Annotated in this window: 17 protein-coding genes; 9 read left to right on the forward strand and 8 right to left on the reverse strand. The window is 64.3% G+C overall.

What is annotated here, in order from left to right; all coding sequences use genetic code 11:
- From FLL57_RS07230 to FLL57_RS07250, 5 genes are read right to left on the reverse strand one after another with little or no spacing between them, the layout of a single operon-like run.
- Entirely contained in the window at window positions 1-903 is a 903-nt protein-coding gene (locus tag FLL57_RS07230; RefSeq protein WP_142882526.1) for a sugar phosphate isomerase/epimerase family protein, read from the reverse strand.
- Complete coding sequence (locus FLL57_RS07235) at window positions 900-2213, reverse strand: DUF6005 family protein (protein ID WP_142882527.1); 1314 nt, start codon at window positions 2211-2213, stop codon at window positions 900-902. The genes FLL57_RS07230 and FLL57_RS07235 overlap by 4 nt, the downstream gene beginning before the upstream one ends.
- Window positions 2210-3475, reverse strand: coding sequence for an AMP-binding protein (locus FLL57_RS07240; protein WP_142882528.1), 1266 nt, complete (start codon window positions 3473-3475; stop codon window positions 2210-2212). The genes FLL57_RS07235 and FLL57_RS07240 overlap by 4 nt, the downstream gene beginning before the upstream one ends.
- Window positions 3472-5202, reverse strand: a complete 1731-nt coding sequence (locus FLL57_RS07245) for an IucA/IucC family protein (protein WP_142882529.1) — start codon at window positions 5200-5202, stop codon at window positions 3472-3474. Before FLL57_RS07245 ends, FLL57_RS07240 begins: the two co-directional genes overlap by 4 nt.
- Window positions 5186-6967, reverse strand: a complete 1782-nt coding sequence (locus FLL57_RS07250) for an IucA/IucC family protein (protein ID WP_142882530.1) — start codon at window positions 6965-6967, stop codon at window positions 5186-5188. Before FLL57_RS07250 ends, FLL57_RS07245 begins: the two co-directional genes overlap by 17 nt.
- Window positions 6968-7261: 294 nt before the next feature.
- Here FLL57_RS07250 and FLL57_RS07255 point away from each other — a divergent pair, with 294 nt between their 5' ends.
- Entirely contained in the window at window positions 7262-7762 is a 501-nt protein-coding gene (locus tag FLL57_RS07255; protein WP_235677236.1) for an RNA polymerase sigma factor, read from the forward strand.
- Between the two features lie 178 nt (window positions 7763-7940).
- Here the strand turns inward: FLL57_RS07255 and FLL57_RS23510 are convergent, their stop codons facing one another.
- The 3 genes from FLL57_RS23510 to FLL57_RS07265 all read right to left on the reverse strand — a co-directional run bounded on the left by FLL57_RS23510 (window position 7941) and on the right by FLL57_RS07265 (window position 9420).
- Window positions 7941-8279, reverse strand: a complete 339-nt coding sequence (locus FLL57_RS23510; protein WP_013502874.1) for a hypothetical protein — start codon at window positions 8277-8279, stop codon at window positions 7941-7943.
- 14 nt (window positions 8280-8293) lie between these two features.
- The gene (locus FLL57_RS23515; protein ID WP_235677237.1) at window positions 8294-8725 is read right to left on the reverse strand and encodes an ArsR/SmtB family transcription factor; all 432 of its coding nucleotides are present in this window, start codon (window positions 8723-8725) and stop codon (window positions 8294-8296) included.
- Window positions 8726-8952: 227 nt separating this feature from the next.
- Window positions 8953-9420 (reverse strand): Lrp/AsnC family transcriptional regulator, encoded by a 468-nt coding sequence (locus FLL57_RS07265; protein WP_013502872.1) that lies wholly within the window; start codon window positions 9418-9420, stop codon window positions 8953-8955.
- 242 nt (window positions 9421-9662) lie between these two features.
- On the opposite strand from FLL57_RS07265, the gene FLL57_RS07270 reads away from it, so the two are divergent.
- From FLL57_RS07270 to FLL57_RS07305, 8 genes are all read left to right on the forward strand, one after another.
- Window positions 9663-10838, forward strand: a complete 1176-nt coding sequence (locus FLL57_RS07270) for a PLP-dependent cysteine synthase family protein (RefSeq protein ID WP_013502871.1) — start codon at window positions 9663-9665, stop codon at window positions 10836-10838.
- A gap of 78 nt (window positions 10839-10916) precedes the next feature.
- Window positions 10917-12086, forward strand: a complete 1170-nt coding sequence (locus FLL57_RS07275; protein ID WP_013502870.1) for a M20 aminoacylase family protein — start codon at window positions 10917-10919, stop codon at window positions 12084-12086.
- Window positions 12087-12194: 108 nt separating this feature from the next.
- Entirely contained in the window at window positions 12195-13175 is a 981-nt protein-coding gene (locus FLL57_RS07280; protein WP_235677238.1) for a VOC family protein, read from the forward strand.
- A gap of 64 nt (window positions 13176-13239) precedes the next feature.
- Window positions 13240-14253 (forward strand): quinone oxidoreductase family protein, encoded by a 1014-nt coding sequence (locus FLL57_RS07285; RefSeq protein ID WP_047309408.1) that lies wholly within the window; start codon window positions 13240-13242, stop codon window positions 14251-14253.
- Complete coding sequence (locus FLL57_RS07290) at window positions 14250-14684, forward strand: PaaI family thioesterase (RefSeq protein ID WP_013502867.1); 435 nt, start codon at window positions 14250-14252, stop codon at window positions 14682-14684. The genes FLL57_RS07285 and FLL57_RS07290 overlap by 4 nt, the downstream gene beginning before the upstream one ends.
- A 75-nt stretch (window positions 14685-14759) precedes the next feature.
- Window positions 14760-16367 carry an ABC transporter substrate-binding protein gene (locus FLL57_RS07295; protein ID WP_142882532.1) on the forward strand — a complete coding sequence of 536 codons (1608 nt, stop codon included), beginning with the start codon at window positions 14760-14762 and terminating at the stop codon, window positions 16365-16367.
- Window positions 16368-16387: 20 nt separating this feature from the next.
- Window positions 16388-17356 (forward strand): ABC transporter permease, encoded by a 969-nt coding sequence (locus FLL57_RS07300; RefSeq protein ID WP_013502865.1) that lies wholly within the window; start codon window positions 16388-16390, stop codon window positions 17354-17356.
- Window positions 17357-17359: 3 nt separating this feature from the next.
- Window positions 17360-18217 (forward strand): ABC transporter permease, encoded by an 858-nt coding sequence (locus FLL57_RS07305; RefSeq protein ID WP_142882533.1) that lies wholly within the window; start codon window positions 17360-17362, stop codon window positions 18215-18217.

Consider the following 18217-nt stretch of genomic DNA (forward strand, 5'->3'; position numbering starts at 1 on the left):
TCAGGCGAGGCCGGGAGCCGAATTCGCGGCTCCCGTCGTTGAGGAACGGCTTCGTCGCGCCTCCGGCGAACCTGGGCCGCGCATCGTCGAACCGAGATGAGCGAGAACGGCGATCCGATCTTGAACCAACGTCTCGAAACAATTGTTTCCAAACCATTCGAGCGAGGCTTCCGCTTCGCTCTCGGCCGCCATGGCCGACAGGAAATTGTCGTAGTCCATGGCGCCGTCGAACAACGGCACCATACCCTCCCGGGTGCCGGCGGCGGAATAGACATTTTCGGGCGCGAACACTCCGAGTTCGCTGCGCGCGCGAACGTTCTTCAGATGATAGTGGCCGATGAATTCCGCCAGCGCGCAGCGGGCCTGAACCGGATCGTCGTTGGCTTCCCAGACATGGAGCGCGTCGAAATTGATGCCGAGCCCCGGGTGGTCGGCATCGGCCAACATGCACAGCGTCGGCTCGAGACCGTCCGCCAACGTGTTCGGATGGGTCTCGACCAGGAGCCGGATGCCGTGGTCGTGCACGACGGCGGCGATGTCGCGAAGGCGATGCGCCAGCGATCTGCGCTCGCTACGCGACATGCTGCGGCTCGGGATATTGCCGGCGAAAGTGCGGATCTTGCGTGCCGACCAGTGCTCCGCGAGTCGGCAGAGTCCGACCGTGCGGCGGCGGATCTCGGCGGCGTCGCCGTCCGTGGGCAGGTAGTCGCTCAGCATCGGTACCGAGAGGCCGTACCCGGCCAGCCAGCCGGCGCCGTATTGCGGATGTGTCCGCAGCAGCCCGCGCGCATGTGCCGCCCACAGTTCGACGCCGTGGAACCCGCTGCCGCGCGCCCAGTCGGCGATCTCGCCGAAGGACAGCAGTTGATGCCGGAAGGTGATGGTGCAGACCGAGAGCTTCATCGACGTAACCCCGCCCTGCGTTCAGACATCGGCGTCCGTGCCAGCCCCAGATCGACGCACCAGTCGAGAAACACCGCATGCAGCCTGGCCTTGATCGCGGTCTCGAGCGCGTCGAGGCTGTCCAGCGTCCGGTAGACGTCTGCGGCGCAATCCGCATCGCCGGTTTGCGCCAGCCGCAGGATCTTCAGATGCAATGCCGGCAGGCCGAGTGCGAGCTCTTCGATCCTGTCGCACCAAACCAGGAACTCGTCGTTCGGGAGCCGAAGCGATCGCCAGAAGAAGGCGAAGCCGTGCTCGTAGGCCCATTTGCGGATCGACAGTACGGGGAGTTCGCGTAGCGCAGTCTTCAGCTCTGCCACGCATAGGCCGTCACGGCGTTGGAGATGAACGTCGACGATATCGCGGACGCGGCGGATCAAAGGATTGTCGTCCGCCACGAAGCAGGTGAGGAAGTAGTCCCGGATATCGGCCGCTGCCGGGAGCCGCACCGCGCGGCGATCGAACATGTAGCCGCCGGCGACGCTCGGTTGGGCGACGGCATTGATGACGCGATCGCGTTCGATCGGTCCTTCCCAGCGAAAATCCGGATCGCGCACCTGCCAGACATGCGGGTCCGCCGTCGCCTCCACCATCAGAAAATGCGGGAAGGGGTTCTGGTTGAACTTGTTCTCGCGCTCCGGCAGGTGAAACATGTCCAGCATCACCATCACGCTCTCGGTCGGACGGCGCGCAGCGATCAGACCGAGCAGCTTGGTGATATTGACCTGTTTCGGTGCAGAGTGATCGTACCACTCGGTGACGCGCACGCCGTAGAGCCGGTGAAACCAGCGGCAGAACACGTCGTGGCTGATCTGCGGCGCATGGTAGCGCAGTTGGTGTCGCTCCGAGACGGCGAAGTCGGCGTCCCAGATGCCGAAATACATCGGCCGGTGATCGAGGCCCGCCGCTTTCACCGCATCGCACAGACAAGAGACGACGCAATGGACCTTGATGTCCGGATAGACGTCGGCATGGACGTCGAAGGCCGCCGGCTGGGCGGCGCCTTCGGCTCTGGTGTCGAGTGAACTGGCCGGGACCAATAGATCAACCAGATCGCCGACCGTCTCGATCTTCGAGCCGGCGACCAAGTCGTCCGGCACGGCGATGCCGTGACCGAGCTCCAGATCCAAAAGCAGGTCCAGCATCAACACCGAGTCGAGATAGAGATCGGCATTCAGCCGCGATTGCGGGCCGAACCCATCGAGGTGCTGGTTGTTCATTCGCTCTGCGAGGATCTGGCGGATCGCGGCCGTGATCTGTTCTCGGGTCATGCCACGATGTCCTCCGCCGAGAGCTCGAGGCGACCTGCGGCGTGCAGCGCCGCGATCTCCCGCCGATTGATCTTGCCGTTCGCCTGCCGCGGCAGGCGGGCGAGGCGCACCGTTTCGATCGGCACCTGATGTGCGGCAAGGTTCTGAATGCACCATTCGCGCAAGGCCGCGGGCGACACATCGTGTTCGGCGCTGAAGGCCAGCGCGACGCGTTCGCCCGCGAACGGATCGAGCCGCCGGAACGCGACCGCGTCGGTCACTCCGGGCATCGCCATCACGACGTCCTCCACCTCCTTTGGATAGACGTTGAGTCCGGAGACGTTGATGGTGTCGTCGAGGCGCGCCACGAACACCAGCATGCCGTCGGGTCTGGTGTAGCCGAGGTCGGCGGTCCGGATCGTTCGGTCGCCGGTATGCACGACGATCTCCCGCGGCTGAGCACCGTCGCCTGCTTCGACGCGATGGTGGGGCAACGCAAACCCCATGTCGCCCGACGCCGTGAGATCGGGATTGATCGCGACGCATCCTGCTTCCGAGCAGCCGTACTGCTGAAACAGATGTGTGGTCCGAGCCCGGATCGTGGCGAGCCAGGTTTCGGGCAGCACCGTCCCCGAGGTCATGGCGGCGCAGATCGTTTCGCCCTCCGGCAGCAGGCGGGCGACCGCGTGCAGCATGGCGGGCGACGAATACAGCAGCGGGCGCGTGGTGTCGCGAAGGCGGGCGATCAGGTATTTCGGATTGCCGGTGCCGACCACCTGCGGCACCTGTCCGCGCCGAAGCGCGACGAACACCCCGCAGATCAGCCCGTAGGAGTGCGTGACCGGACAGGCGACCACGGGACTCATCGTTTCCGGAGCGTGAAAGGTCGCCACATAGCTCTCGATTTCCCGGTCGATTTCGGACCAGGTCCGGATGATCCGTTTCGGTTCTCCGGTGGTTCCGGAGGTCGTTTGCAGCAATCCGCCGGGGCCGGGGCCGGCTGCGCCGAGTTGCTCGACGGCGAAGCCGTCGGTCACCAGCCGGTGGCAACCGAAATCGGTGGCAAGCCTGCGGGCCGCAGCGTGCGGCGTCGAAGGATGGATCGGCAATGCGCTGGCGCCGGCCTCGCGGATCGCAAGTAACAGCGACAGATAGTCTGCGGTGTCGGACATGCGGACGGCGAAGCTGAGCCCGTGATCTGCGACACCGACCGCGGCCGCTGCGCGCCGGCTCATGGTCTGCATCACCGCGCGGTCGTAGAATTTGTCGTCGATCCGGATCATGCGTATTCTCGTGCGATCGGCGCGAAGCCGGCGAGGGGATTGTGCGCAGCGCGCTGGAGATCGTCCGCGAGGCCGAGCTTGCGTGCCAACAGGCTCTCGATCAGGATCTGTCGCGTCCCGAAGCCGAGCTGTGCCACGCGGTCGCCCAGGTCGTGCTCGGCGATATCGGCGGCGAGATGACGCGTCACCCTGTGCCAGAACGTGGTTTCGTCCACGCCGTAGCAGCTATGTACGAGATGTGCGATCTCGGCGAGATTGAAGACGAACAGGCAATCGACGAACAGGTCGCGCAGGTCGGCGGGGTTTTGCATCCAATAATACTGGTTGGGGAGCGCATTGCGGTAGTCGGGATGGAGGGCTGCGAAGTCCGGCGCCGATCCGCGATCGGCCAGAAACTCCGGCACGAATTCCAGGCTGTCGTGGAAGTCACGCAGGATCAGCCGTTCGGGCCAGCCGTCGCGATGGACGAGCACCATGTTCTGTCCGTGCGCCTCTGTCGCAATGCCGTGGACTACGAGCAGCCGCCACACCGGCAGCACCGCGACCTCGATCAGGCGATCGAGCCATGGCTTGACGCCGTAGCGGTCCAGCCATGGCTCGATGAAGGGGCGGCCGTCGGACTCGATCGCCATCAGCGCGTTGAACGGCACCGCTGCTTCGCCGTCGGCGAGCTTGCTCTCGACGCTTTCGCGCCAGATTGCGGCGACCTCGCCGCCGAGCGGGCCGTCGCGATCGACGATCGCACCGGCGAATTCACGGAGGATATCGATCTGGTAGCGGGATCGAAACAGCGGGTCGCTGTCGATGATGTCGCCGAGCCAGCGGGACAGGACCGGCGCGGTGCCGACCGAATGCGGCTCGAGGTGACGGCGTGTCGAGGTGTTGACGATGCCCAGCGCCAGCTTCACGCCGGTGCGGCGCGGGTCGCACGCGTTGCTGAGCGAGCGCACCGATTGGCTGGCGCGATACGGATCGCCCGCCGCTCCCAACGTGTGCACGCGCCCGGATCGGATCAGGGGACGCAGTCGATCTTCCGCCAGATGCCGCCATTGCCAGGGATGGATCGGTATCAAGCCGAACTGTCGCCGGTCGAGGCCGAGCGAGGCGGCGCGCGCTGAAATCCGATTCAGCTCCTCGGCGCCGAGCTGACATTTCCAGAACGTCTCCTCCGGCTCGGGCAGCGACAGATGCAGTTCCTCGCGCGCGACGGCGAGCCAGACCAACTGAAAGGCGTTGCCCGCTTCCGGCCCGTAGAGCTGATGGTCCCGCTCGTCGAATCCGGTGCGCGACTTGAAGCAGGGGTGGTAAGGATGCCCTTCATCGACCGCCGCGTCGAGTTCGGAGAAAGCCATCCGTCGCCGGTCGCGACGCCGAATATGGCGATGGTTCCATCGCATCAGGGCCTCAGTCTGCTCGAGCTCGCGACGCAGCAGTGCTCTCGCGGAGGCCGCGCCCGGCAGGGCTGCAACGACATCCGCGATCGAAGCCGAGCGCCATCCATCGCTGGCGAGCCATTCGACCTTTCCGGTTTCGAGCCGCGGCCGGCCGAAGGCGCCGATCCGGCCGCGCGCGCGCCACGCCCGGCCGTTGCTCCACCATTCGAAGCGCCGAGGCGGGCACGGGGTGAGGTCGACGGGCCCGAACAGGTTTTCGTACAGCGCCGCCGCGGTGAGCTGGCGCACCACTCGCTCCTCCGGACGGCCGACGAGATCACAGGGCAGCGACACGAACGCCTCCGGCTCGCGGGGCACGACGACCGGCCAACAGCGGGTTCGGTAACTGCACGTAGATCGCGCGGCCGTCTTCGGCTTCCAGTTCGTCGATGTCGAGCATTCGGGTCAGGAGATTGGCTTTGGCGGCGACGGTCGGGCGGTCGAGAAGCCCGGCGGCGAATTCGGCGCCGACGCCTGTCAGTTCGCGGCCGAGGTGGTCCAGTCGCTCGCACAGAATCGCGAGCAGCGCCTCCTCGTCGATCAGCCTGTCCTGGCCCATTCGGGCGATCACCGAACAGACCTGGTTGACGATCAGGTAGTAGCCGAAGCGCTCCTGGATCACCCGGTCGTCGAAATACAAGCCGCCGATATCGGCCGTTTCCGGCACCAGCGCGGTCAGTCGGTCGCGGTGCGCATTCGACAGATAGAAGCCCTGGTTGTCCCGATAGTAGAATATCGTCGGGAGTCCTGAGGAAACGTCGAGCAGGGCGTTCTGCTGATGCGCTTCGAATGCGACGCCGAGCTCGTCGTAGATCCGGACAAGCGGATCCAGCGCGCAGTCGAGATAGGCCGAGAACCATCGTCGGCAGGTGCTTCCCACCGTCTCGTTGCTGCGCGCCGCCAGCTCGCGCACGATGCGCTCGAGCCTGGAACGCGCGCCCGGCGGCGGATCGGCGGTCAGTGCCGCGACCGCGACTCCGCTGTGCTCGTTTCCCGTGGTGAACGGATTTTCGCGGAAGATCACCTCGAACCCGCTTTCCCGGCGCCCCGGCAGATCGAGGGTCAGGTAGGCCGGATCTCTGATCAGCTTGAATCGGGGATGGCGTGCGGCGGCCTCGGCACGGGTGAAGAGCTGCGACATCGCGACGCCGGCGCGCAGTTCGGGCATTCGGTTGACGCGCAACGAATTGGTGATCCGGACCGGCAGCGAGAATTTCAGCATCCACGGGACATCGGGATTGTAGACCGTGCGGACCGAGGAGGTGGCCGAGAATTCGGCACCGATCGCGCCGAGCCGCCGCAGCCGCCCCTGGGCCACCAGCTCCGCGATCGCCGGATCGAGCATCACCGCTTCGGCCTGGAGCGGATGCAAGGGAAGCAGCGCCTCGTCCGATCGCAGCACCGGGCGTTGATCCGGTGGAATCAACGCGTCGAGAATGCCGGGCAGGGAGACGTCGTCGGCTTCGCCCCGGCGCAGCAGTGCCGCATCGGCCGCGAAGAACGCGAGCCGAAAGCGACCGCGATGCTCGGGCGCGTAAGCGGGCCGCTGCCAGTCGGTCATGCCCTGGCGGCTCTTCGGCGTCGGGTGCAGCCAATGTCCGAACACCAGGCTCTGTTCGCAGTCGATAAAGTTCAAGCTGCCGGGACCGGGAGCCCGCTGAAGGCTGTCCACCATGCAGTGATAGCTCGTGAGCACGCGGCCGAGCAGTTCGGCTTCTTCGTCGCGCAGGCCGTCCGCCCGTTCCACGCCCATCGCCGCATAGCATTCCTGGACCATCAAATAGAGCGCGCGCAGCGGCGCGATTTCGCGCCAGGCATTCTCCTGGGCGCGGCAGATGAAGACGCGCCCGAACCGGAGCGGCCCGCACAGCGAGTTGCGCTCGATCTCGGCGCGCAGTGTCGCCGCCGCCATCGGGCAGGACCATTCGATATAGTTGTGCCGCTCACCGCGCTCCGGCCCCAGCGCGGAGGACACGCCGGGGTCGACTTCCCGCCGATAGCAATTGGCAAAGCTTTGAAATGTCGCGCGTTCGGCGATCTCGCGCATGGATCCGTGCATCGGCCTGTCTTCCGCAAAACGTCCCGGGATCGGTGGGACGCATGGGATCAACGGTCGACGACGGCAAGACCCGTAATCTCGGTTTGATGCGTAGTTTAGAATTCAACCAATCATCGATTGCAAAGACCGCCGCGGCGTTGACAGCTCCGCGAGGAATGCGGTTAGAAGAATATCGGCGGTAATGTCCGTACCCATCGCTCCCGAGCCCTGTCGGTTCTGCGGCGATGGCGGCGTGCTTATTACTTCGAACGTTCCGCGTTCGGGGCCGTGCTGATGCGCTACGATGGGGATGTCATGTCGTCTGCGACGGATCTGCTCAACATTTACGGATCGGAGCAGGGCCAGCTCAAGCGGATGGTTCGGCGCATCACCGGCAATGCACATACGGCGGAGGACGTCGTCCACGAGACGTTCATCAAGCTGATGAATCGAAAGGTGGGCGAGCGTGACGTCGGTCTCGTCGTCACCACGGCCCGCAATCTCGCCTGCGATGTGCTGCGCGCGGAGCGGGTGCGGGCGTCCTACGCCAACAACGTGTCGAGCGAGCAACTGCAGACCGGCGTCGTCGATCCCGAGGACGCGGTGGCGAGCCGGATGGATCTCGACGCGCTGTTTCGCGCGCTCGAGACGCTGCCTCGCCGCACCCAGCGCATCTTTCTTCTCAGCAAGGTCGACGGGATGACCTATCCGCAGATCGCCCGCAGTCTGAAGATTTCGGTCTCGACAGTGGAGAAGGAAATGATCTCCGCCCTCGAATTCTGCCGGACCTGGCGACAACGCCGCGAGAGAAACTAACCGCGGGAACGGATCGTCCTCTGTTTCTTCGACCGAGGCGCTCGTTGCCCTCGAGGACGAGTGATCGGTCCGTGCGTCCCGGATCGGCCGATCCGGATGCCGTTGCCTAGCGACCTCCACCAAACTTCTACCAATCCTCGCCCTGTCAGAACGCCGCGTGCCGGCAGCGCGCGTGGCGTCAGGCGGTTTCGAGCGGACCGTGGTCGTCGCAATGGTCGCCGTGCGGGTGATGCAGGTGACCGTCGACCAGATAGTCGACGTGGTCGCCATGCGGCACCGCCTCGTGTCCGCAGCCGGGGCCGTGGGTGTGCGTGCATTTGGTCTCGGGCGTGCACTTCACCGGATTGGTCTCGGTGACGCCGATGACGTGCTCGTCGACGTGGTCGCCATGCATGTGATGCAGATGGCCATCGTGCAGGTAGTCGACGTGGCCGTCGTGCTTGACGGCGGTGTGTCCGCAGTTCGGACCGTGCTGATGATCGTGGTTGGCGTGGTGGGGGTGATCGCAACTGGCCATGGGCGCATCCTTCCTCAGTGAGCGTGGGCGTGGGGGGAGTTGGGTTCGGCAGCGTGTGCGACGGCGCCGCGGATCATCTGAAGGACGTGATCGTCAGCGATCGAATAGAACACGTGCTTGGCCTGACGCCGCCGTTTGACCAGCCGTGCCGCATAGAGCGACTTGAGGCGGGCGGAGACGGTCGTCAGTTGCTCCTGGGCGAGCTCCGCGAGTTCGGACACGCAGATCTCCTGCTCGGACAGCCGGATCATCAAGCGAAGCCGCTCCGGATCGCCGAGCGCCTGGAACATCGCCGCGGCGCTTCGAATCTGCGGTTCGGGGGGAAGACACGGAAGCCGGCGAGGCGGGTGCTCATGCCGGTCGGTCGCCCGCTTGCTGCTGCGCGCGGATCCGGTCGCGGCTCGCTTCGGACGTTCCGGCCGGTCACGTCGCGCGTCGGCTTTCATTTCCCTAATCTCTCAATCCATCGATTGATGGATTGAGAGATTAGGGCGGTCCCAGGTCGGTGTCAACGCGCCAGCGCGGACCCTGCGGGATTCCGGACGACCGATCGAGGCTGCCGACCGGGGCTGCCGGCCGGGGCGGGCGGCGACGCTGCGTTCTGTGCGCACCCTCAGTCTTCCCGACGCGACAGCGGGGCCGCGCCCGCGGTGTGCGGAAGGGAACGGGGGGCTCAGCGTCCGACCGGGAACGGCCGTCCATCGATGATGGCCTCCATCGAGAAATACGATGTGACGGTCTCCAGCTCGGTCTTGTTGATGATGGTCTGGTACACCTTGTCGTAGTTGTTCATGTCGCGTGCCGCGATCTTCAGCATGTAATCGAAATCGCCGCTGATCCGGTAGAACGCGACCACTTCCGGAATCGATTCAATCTGCGCGCGAAACCGCCGGAGCCATTCTGCGGAATGCCGCCGCGTGCGGACCATCACGAAGACCGTCATCGGAACGCCGGCCGCCTCCTGAGAGACCCGTGCACCATAGCCGGTGATGGCGCCGCTCGCCTCCAGGGCCTTCAGACGTCGCCACAGGGCATTCTGCGACAGGCCGACCTCGTCCGCCAGTTCGCGCTGTGAGCGCGAACAATCGACCTGGAGCGCGGCCAGAATACGGAGGTTAATTTGATCCAATTTGGACGTCATTATTCGTTCAAACCTCCCAAAAATTCGACCATGGGAGGTAAAATATGTGAAGTTTTCTGCCTTCGCAATGATAACAATTCGCATCAATACGAACACTGAAATCTGACAAGCAGTGTGCCTGTCCCGGGTGAGCGAGGTGAAAGCGTTCCGGCCGTGATCGCGATCCCGCAGATGCGGGGCGCGGTGTCGGCAGACGCGTTCGCCAGATCGCAGCCCCAGGCGCACGCGAGGTGCGGCACGTGATGACGAGGTTTGAAGTTGCGCGGGTGCAGAGTCCTTCCACGACGCCCGGCAGTATCGCCGGTCTGTTCGGCGGCGAAGCGGCCGAGCGGGAGTGGGTTCGAAACGCCGTTGCGGTGCTCGAAGGGGAGGCCCGTCGTTCGGTCGATACGCATCTGTACCGGCTGAGATTTCCAGGACTGAAAGGGATCGACGTCTATCTCAAGGACGAAAGCACGCACCCGACCGGCAGCCTGAAGCACAGGATGGGGCGATCGCTGATCATGTTCGGGCTGTGCAACGGCCTGATCGGGCCGGGCACCACGCTGGTCGAGGCGTCGTCGGGATCGACCGCCGTCTCCGAAGCTTACTTCGCCGAACTTCTCGGACTGCCGTTCGTGGCCGTCGTTCCGCGCTCGACGTCGCGACAGAAGATCATTGCGATCGAGCGCTTCGGCGGACGTTGCCACTTCGTCGACGAGTCCTCCGAAGTCTACGCCGCGGCACAGCGGATCGCGGCCGAAATCGGCGGCCACTATCTCGATCAATTCACCTATGCCGAGCGGGCGATCGACTGGCGTGCCGGCAACATCGCCGAGAGCATCTTCAAGCAGATGGCCGGCGAGCGTCATCCGGTGCCGGAGTGGATCGTCATGAGCACCGGAACCGGCGGGACGTCGGCGACGATCGGGCGCTACATCCGCCACACCAGGCACGAGACCCGGCTGTGCGGAGTGGACGTCGAGAACTCGTGCTTCTTCGAAGCGTACAAATCGCACAGTCGGTCGCCGAACTGTGTGCGCGGATCGCGCATCGAAGGAATCGGGCGACCGCGGGTGGAGCCGTCCTTCGTTCCGACGGTGATCGACCAGATGATCAGGGTTCCAGATGCGGCGTCGATCGCCGCTGCGCGGGTTCTGACCTCGCGGCTGGCTCATCGGGTCGGCGGCTCGACCGGCACGAACTTCATCGGGCTGTGCTGGTGCGCGGCCGAGATGCTTCGCGACGGCCGCGCCGGATCTCTGGTGACGATCATCTGCGACGACGGCGAACGCTATTCGGATACGTACTACGACGACGCGTGGTTGCAGCGGCAGGACATTGTAATCGCGCCGCACGTCGAGGCGATCGAGCGATTTCTCGACACCGGCATGTTCGAGATGCCCGAAAGTGGCGCGGGGTTTGAATGTGCAAATTGACGCATCGCGTGCATCGGTGCGGCGGATGTGACCACAGGTAGTAACAGGCGGCGAACTCGCAGACCTCAGGATTTGTCAATGCCCGTAGAAAATTGGACGTCTCGCTATCTCGACGAGTTGAAGGAGTTCCGGCACGACCTGCATCGCAATCCCGAACTGCTGTACGACGTGCATCGAACCGCCCAGCGCGTCGCGCAGCGATTGCGTGAGGCCGGTGTCGACGAAGTACACGAGGGCATCGGCGGGACCGGCGTGGTCGGCATTGTTCACGGTCGGTCGCGCGCTTCGGGCCGTATGATCGGCCTGCGTGCCGATATGGACGCGCTGCCTATTATTGAGGCGACTGGCGCGGAATGGGCCTCGCAGATTCCCGGCAAGATGCATGCGTGCGGTCACGACGGTCACACCACCATGTTGCTCGGCGCGGCGCTCGGTCTGGTTGAAAGCCGCGCGTTCGACGGAACTGTCGCGTTGATTTTTCAGCCGGCGGAAGAAGGCGGTGCCGGCGCCAAGGCGATGCTGGACGACGGACTTCTGAGCCGATTTCCGATCCAGGAATTCTACGGGATGCACAATCGCCCGGGCTTTCCGCTCGGCAGTTTCGCCACCGGCGCGGGGCCGCAGATGGGCTCGGTCGACGAGATCATCATCACCATCGAAGGGCGCGGCGGTCACGCGGCACAGCCGCACGCGACGATCGATCCGGTCGTGGTGGCCGCTTCGCTGATCCAGGCCAGCCAGTCGATCGTCGCGCGCAACATCGATCCGTTGAAATCCGCAGTGGTCTCGATCACCCAGATGGCGGCAGGTGACGCCTTCAACGTCATTCCGCAGGTCGTCACACTGCGAGGTACGGTTCGCACGCTGGACGAGGCGACGCGTGACGCCGTCGAAGCACGGCTGCGCGATCTGACCGAAAGCGTTTCCAGGGGATTCGGCGCGACCGGGACGCTGTCCTATCTCCGCCACTACCCGGTGATGTGTAACGCCGAGATCGGCGTCGAGCGCGCGGTCGCCGCGGCGAGTACGGTCGCGGGCGAAGCTCACGTCACCGGCGACCTGTCGCCGACCCTGGGCGGCGAAGATTTCGCCTTCATGCTGAACGAGCGCCCCGGTGCGATGATCATGATCGGCAACGGCGACAGCGCTCCGCTGCATCATCCCAAGTTCGATTTCAACGACGAAGCGATTCCGTGGGGCTGTTCGTACTGGACCACACTGGTTCGACAGCGGATGCCGCTCGCATGAGCCGAGCGCGCGAGTCCCGACGAGGAACAGCATTCTGAAAATCACCGCGCACAGAGACTGAACATCTCGAAACGCGCGCAAATATGGAGACCCGCTTCGACCGTTTCTTTGCAATACCCGTCGACGACGTTCGGCGAGGTGCAAAGCAACAATGAAGCGGGCTCGATTGCAGCCGAACGAGAATTGCAACCCGGACGTCCAGCCAACCGACAAGGAAATGGAATGCCTGAATCAGAGGATGGTCATCAGCGCGGCAAGCTGCCCGCTGAACTGGATCATGTCATCGTGCTCGTCCACGGAGACCTCGATGCCGCAGCCGCGGCGTACCAGTCGCTCGGATTTCAATTGACGCCGCGCGGTCACCATTCGCTGGGCTCCTCGAACAATCTGGCGATCTTCAAGAACAACTACCTCGAGCTGTTGGGCTACGAGGCCGGCAAGAAGCAGCAACGGCCCGAGCAATGGCACGACCCCAAAGGGCTGTCGGGCATCGTCTGGCGCTGCCCTGATCCGGCGCGAGCGCAGCTCAACGTCGAGCAGGCCGGAGTGAAGGCGGAGCAACCGCTCGACTTCGTTCGGCCGGTCGAGACAGGGGATGGCGTCTTCGATGCGGCGTTCACAGTTCTGCATCTGCCCAGAGAGGGGTTCGACTACGGTCGCACGTTCTTCTGCCACCACAAGACGCCGGAGCTGGTGTATCGCCCGGAATGGCAGGTGCACGCGAACGGCGTGGAGAATATCAGCGAATTCGTGTTCTGCGGTGATGATCCGCGCGGTGCCCTCGATCTGTTCGAGCGGATGTTCGGTCCGGGCCTGCTGAAGGAAATCCCCGGCGGCTTCGGTTTCGATGCCGCCGAGGCGCGGGTCGTCGCACTCGACCGGCAGGCGGCGTCCGAGCGCTACGGCGCGGATGCGCCGCTGCCGGAGGCCGGCAAGACCCAAATGATCGGTCTCGTCTTCAAGACCAAATCGCTGGCGCAGGCTGAAGCCGCGCTGAATTCCTCCGGCGTGGCGTTTGGCACGGCCGGCGACGGGCTTCGCGTCGGTCCGGCGCACGCCTTCGGAGTGGTCATCGAGTTTTCGGAATAGTCCGGCTCCAGCCGATCGCTCGCGTGATCGGCGGGCAGGGTCAAAAATCACAAGGGAGAAGTCAATGCGTGCAGTGCTGCTTCATGAACACGGCGGTCTCGACAAGATGAGCTATGTCGAGGATTTCGTCGATCCTGTGCCGGGCGAGGGTGACGTGCTCGTCAAGGTCAAGGCGACGTCCTACAACTATCACGACATCTTCACGCGTCGTGGCATGCCGGGAATTCGCATCCCGATGCCGATCATCATGGGAATCGATATCGCCGGCGAAGTGGCGGCGTGCGGGCCCGGAGTCGAGGGCTGGAAGGTCGGCGATCGTGTGCTGATCGACCCGATCAATCGCGTCGAAGGCGGGCTGATGGGCGAGACCCGGCACGGCGGACTCGCCGAATATTGCGTCACGCGTGCTCACCAGTTGATCGCGCTGCCCGACGACATCTCGTTCGAGCAGGCGGCGAGCCTGCCGGTGGCTTACGGCACCGCGCTGCGCATGATGACCACGATCGGCAAGGTGTCGGCCGGCGAGAAGGTGCTGATCCTCGGCGCCTCGGGCGGCGTCGGCATCTGCTGCGTGCAACTCGCCAAAGCCGCGGGCGCCTATGTGATCGCCTGCGCCGGATCTGCCGAAAAGGGGCAGCGGCTCACCGAGATCGGCGCCGATGAGGTCATCCTCTACAACGAAGTGGATTTCATGAAGGAATGCCGCGCCCGCCACGGCAAGCCGCGCGCAGGCAAGGCTGCGGTCGGTTCAGGCGTCGACATGGTGGTCAACTTCACCGGCGGCGACACCTGGGTGCCCTCGCTGAAGTGCCTGCGCAAGGGCGGGCGGCTCGTCACCTGCGGTGCCACCGCCGGCTTCGATCCGACCGAAGATATCCGTTTCATCTGGACGTTCGAACTGCAGATCTTCGGTTCGAACGGCTGGGAGCGCGAAGACATCCTGAAGCTGTTCGACCTGATCCGCGCCGGCAAGATGAAGGCCGTGATCGACCGCACCTTCTCGCTGCAGAACGCCATCGAGGCGATGGGCGTGCTCGAAGACCGCAAGGTTCTCGGCAAGCTCGTGGTGACTCCATGAGCGCGTCGACGTCCAAGCAGCTCGACGTCGCCGGCCTGCAGGCGATGGCCGACAACGCGCCCTTCATCGCGTTCTGCGGCTTGCGGGTCACCGAGCTGGACCTCGAGCAGCAGGTGCTGACGATGCACGCGCCGTTCCGTCCCGAATTCGAACGTGGACCGGGCACCAAGCAGTGGCACGGCGGTCCGCTCGCCTCGATCATCGACACGGTCGGCGATTTCGCCATCGCCATGCTGGTCGGCGGCGGGATTCCGACGATCAATTTCCGGGTCGATTATCTGCGTCCTGCGGTCGACACCGGGCTGATCGCCAAGGCCACGGTGAGGCGTCTCGGCCGAACGGTCGGAGTCTCCGACGTCGATCTGTTCAACGACAAGGGCGCTCTGGTCGCGATCGGTCGTGGATCCTACGCGATCCCGGCCGGCGCCTGAGCAAACGGCAAAATCCGCGGAGCAGCCGCTCCGCGGCCAATCGACAACCCGCATTCGTCCCAACTGGAGATTTCTATGACTAGCAACATCAACAGACGAGTGTTCCTGGGCACGTCAGCCCTTGCCGCGATCGCCGCCGGTACGTCGTTTGGCTGGTCGTCGGGCGCGCAGGCGGCGCCGACGCCGAAGAAGGGCGGGGTGCTGGTCGCGACCTGGGGCGGATTCGAGCCGCAGGCGGTGTTCGTGCCCGGCGGCGGCGGCTCGAGCCCGCTGATCAGCTCGACCAAGATCCTCGAACCGCTGCTGCGGCAGAACAGCAAGGCCGAGTTCTTCCCGGTGCTGGCCACCGGCGTGAAGCCGTCGGCGGACTTCAAGTCGTACGACATCACCCTCAGGAAGGGGGTGACGTGGCACGACGGCAAGCCGTTCACGAGCGACGACGTCGTCTTCAGCATGAACCAGTACTGGACGCAGACGATCGCCAAGGCGGCACTCAAGAACTTCTCCGGCATCGAGGCGATCGACGACGGCGTTCGGGTGAAGTTCAGCGAACCGACGCCGGAATTCTTTTTCAAGTCGGTGCTGGCGACTGCTCCGGTGATTCCGAAGCACGTCTATGAGGGGACGGAGATCGCGACCAATCCGGCCAACAACGCGCCGGTCGGAACCGGCCCGTTCAAGTTCAAGCAGTGGGTGCGCGGCAGCCATATCGAATACGCCGCCAACGACAAATACTGGGACGCCGGCAAGCCGTATCTGAATGGTCTGGTGATGCGCTATTGGCGCGACGCGTCGTCCCGCACCGCGGCGCTCGAGGCAGAAGAGCTTCAGCTCGGCATCTTCAATCCGATTCCGGCGCCCGATATCGACCGGCTGGCCAAGACCGGCAAGTTCGAGGCGTCGACCGACGGCTATCTCGGCGCGGCCTGGGCGTCCACGATCGAGTTCAACAGCCGCCGCGACATCGTCAAGGATCCCGCCGTTCGTCGCGCGCTGCTGACCGCGATCGACCGGGAGACGATCGCCGACGTGGTGTATTTCGGCCGAGCCAAGCCCGGCACGTCATTCGTCAGCTCCACCAATCCGAAGTTCTACAACCCGAAGCTGCCGCGCTACGAGTTCGATCCGAAGAAGGCGGCGAAAATGCTCGACGACGCCGGCTATCCCAAGAAGGGCAAGTCGCGCTTCAAGGTGCATCTGCTTGCGGCGGGCTGGTTCGAGGAGAACGGCAAGGTCGGCCAGTTCGTGAAGCAGAACCTGGAGGATATCGGCGTCGAGGTCAATCTGACCGTGCCCGATCGCGCGACGTCGCTGAAGCAGATCTACGGCGACTACGACTACGATATCGCGCTGTCGAACTACGCCGCCCGGGTTGAGCTGGTGCCGCAGCAGACCGACTACGTCTCGACCAGCGGCATCGTCAAGGGGGCGGCGTTCCGCAACGCCAACGGCTACTCCAACCCCGAGATCGACGCCATCGTCGCCAAGATGTCGGTCGAGACCGACGAAGCCAAGCGCAAGGAACTGGCCTTCAATTTGCAAGAGATCGTGGCACGCGATCTGCCGATCACCGTTCTGGTCGAGCTGATCTCGACCACGATGATGTCGAAGAAGGTCAAGGGCGTCGGCAATCGCGCCGACGTTTCAGCCGACAGCCTGTCGGACGTTTGGCTCGACGTTTGATTGCGAGAGGAGATGAATCGATGAAACGCTCGATCATACGCAGGCTGTTTCAGATCATCTCCCTGATTCTCGGCGTCATCGTGATGAACTTCACGCTCATCCAGATGGCGCCGGGATCGCTGCTCGACATCATGACTTCCGAGCAGCAGGTGACCGATCCGGCCACATTGGAGCATCTGAAGCGTCTGTACGGGCTCGACCAGTCGCCCCTCCAGCAATTGTTCAAATACACCTGGTCGGTGTTCAGCTTCGATCTCGGCTATTCTTACCGGCAGAATGCACCGGTCTTCGACATCATCATGGCGCAACTGCCATCGACGTTGCTGCTGATGCTGACCTCGCTCGGGGTCGCGGTCACGCTCGGGATGATCGCCGGCGTCGTCGCCTCGGTGAAGGTCAATACGGTATGGGACGTGGTGATCTCGCTGGCGGCGGTGTTCTTTTTCGCGGCGCCGACGTTCTGGCTCGGCATCATGCTGATCATCTTGTTCGCCGTCCATCTCGACTGGCTGCCGGTGGGCGGCATGACGACGATCGGCGAGCAGTTCGGGCCGGTCGGATACGTGATCGACGTGCTTCGGCATCTGATCCTGCCGGCATTGTCGCTCGGCCTGTTCTACGCCGCGATCTACACCCGGGTGATGCGCGCTTCGATGCTGGAGGTGTTCTCGCTCGACTTCGTCCGCACCGCGCGGGCGAAAGGACTCAGCAAGACACGCGTCATCGTCGCCCATGTGTTCCGCAACGCGCTGCTGCCGGTCGTCACGCTGCTCGGGCTTCAGCTCGGCACCGTGCTCGGCGGCTCCGTCGTGATCGAGGCCGTGTTCTCCTGGCCCGGCATCGGAAGTCTGATGCTCGACAGCGTCATGAGCCGCAACTATCCGGTCGTGCTGGGAGTCTTCGTACTCTCCGCCGTGGTCGTGGCGGTTGCCAATCTGTTGGTCGATCTCGCCTACTACCGGCTTGATCCGCGAATCCGGAGTCGATGACCCATGACGGTTCGTACCTCGTCCGCCTTCGTCGAATTCGCCGCGCGCTTCGCCCGCAATCGTGGCGCGCTGCTGGGAATGATCGTCATCGTCCTGGTGGTCGGGCTCGCGCTCGCCGCTCCGTGGTTGATCGACAGGAATCCGCTGCGCATCGTGTCGCGCCCGGAGGTCTGGCCGTTCACCAATCCGCGCTATCCGCTCGGAACGGATTCGATCGGTCGCAACATCTTCGCGATGATCGTCTACGGTGCGCGCACCACCTTGATGATCGGCATCGTCGCGGCGCTGACCGCGACGGTGATCGGCGTCGTGATCGGCGCCACCGCGGCCTGGTTCGGCGGCTGGATCGACGAGATCCTGACCCGGCTCACCGAGCTGTTTCAGACGGTCCCGAACATCTTGCTGATCATGACGGTGGTCGCGATCCTGGGGCAGTCGATCGACAATATCATCGTAGCGATCGGGATCACGATGTGGCCCGGCATCGCCCGGCTGACGCGCGCCGAATTTCTAACCCTGAAGAACCGAGAGTTCGTGCTGGCGTGCCGATCGATGGGCATGAGCAATCTTCGCATCATGGCGGGCGAAATTCTGCCGAATGCGATTCCGCCCGTCATTGTCCTCGCATCGGTGATCATCGGCAGTTCGATCCTGTTCGAAAGCGCGATCTCGTTCCTCGGCCTCGGCGACCCCAACGTCGCGAGCTGGGGCGCGTTGATCGGAGACGGCCGGACCTTGATCCGACGGTCCTGGTACATCTGCGCCATTCCGGGGCTGGCGATTATGCTGACGGTGCTGGCGATGAACCTGATCGGCGACGGTCTCAACGACGCGCTCAACCCGAAGCTGAGGGACCGCTGA

The organism is Rhodopseudomonas palustris (genome assembly GCF_007005445.1).
Taxonomy (GTDB): Bacteria; Pseudomonadota; Alphaproteobacteria; order Rhizobiales; family Xanthobacteraceae; genus Rhodopseudomonas; species Rhodopseudomonas palustris_G.

Excerpts from the sequence above, each read along its gene's own strand:
- FLL57_RS07230 (WP_142882526.1), bottom strand. The coding sequence starts at position 903 with ATGAAGCTCTCGGTCTGCACCATCACCTTCCGGCATCAACTGCTGTCC.
- FLL57_RS07235 (WP_142882527.1), bottom strand. The coding sequence starts at position 2,213 with ATGACCCGAGAACAGATCACGGCCGCGATCCGCCAGATCCTCGCAGAG.
- FLL57_RS07240 (WP_142882528.1), bottom strand. The coding sequence starts at position 3,475 with ATGATCCGGATCGACGACAAATTCTACGACCGCGCGGTGATGCAGACC.
- FLL57_RS07250 (WP_142882530.1), bottom strand. The coding sequence starts at position 6,967 with ATGCACGGATCCATGCGCGAGATCGCCGAACGCGCGACATTTCAAAGC.
- FLL57_RS07255 (WP_235677236.1), top strand. The coding sequence starts at position 7,262 with ATGTCGTCTGCGACGGATCTGCTCAACATTTACGGATCGGAGCAGGGC.
- FLL57_RS23510 (WP_013502874.1), bottom strand. The coding sequence starts at position 8,279 with ATGGCCAGTTGCGATCACCCCCACCACGCCAACCACGATCATCAGCAC.
- FLL57_RS23515 (WP_235677237.1), bottom strand. The coding sequence starts at position 8,725 with ATGAAAGCCGACGCGCGACGTGACCGGCCGGAACGTCCGAAGCGAGCC.
- FLL57_RS07265 (WP_013502872.1), bottom strand. The coding sequence starts at position 9,420 with ATGACGTCCAAATTGGATCAAATTAACCTCCGTATTCTGGCCGCGCTC.
- FLL57_RS07270 (WP_013502871.1), top strand. The coding sequence starts at position 9,663 with ATGACGAGGTTTGAAGTTGCGCGGGTGCAGAGTCCTTCCACGACGCCC.
- FLL57_RS07275 (WP_013502870.1), top strand. The coding sequence starts at position 10,917 with ATGCCCGTAGAAAATTGGACGTCTCGCTATCTCGACGAGTTGAAGGAG.
- FLL57_RS07285 (WP_047309408.1), top strand. The coding sequence starts at position 13,240 with ATGCGTGCAGTGCTGCTTCATGAACACGGCGGTCTCGACAAGATGAGC.
- FLL57_RS07290 (WP_013502867.1), top strand. The coding sequence starts at position 14,250 with ATGAGCGCGTCGACGTCCAAGCAGCTCGACGTCGCCGGCCTGCAGGCG.
- FLL57_RS07295 (WP_142882532.1), top strand. The coding sequence starts at position 14,760 with ATGACTAGCAACATCAACAGACGAGTGTTCCTGGGCACGTCAGCCCTT.
- FLL57_RS07300 (WP_013502865.1), top strand. The coding sequence starts at position 16,388 with ATGAAACGCTCGATCATACGCAGGCTGTTTCAGATCATCTCCCTGATT.
- FLL57_RS07305 (WP_142882533.1), top strand. The coding sequence starts at position 17,360 with ATGACGGTTCGTACCTCGTCCGCCTTCGTCGAATTCGCCGCGCGCTTC.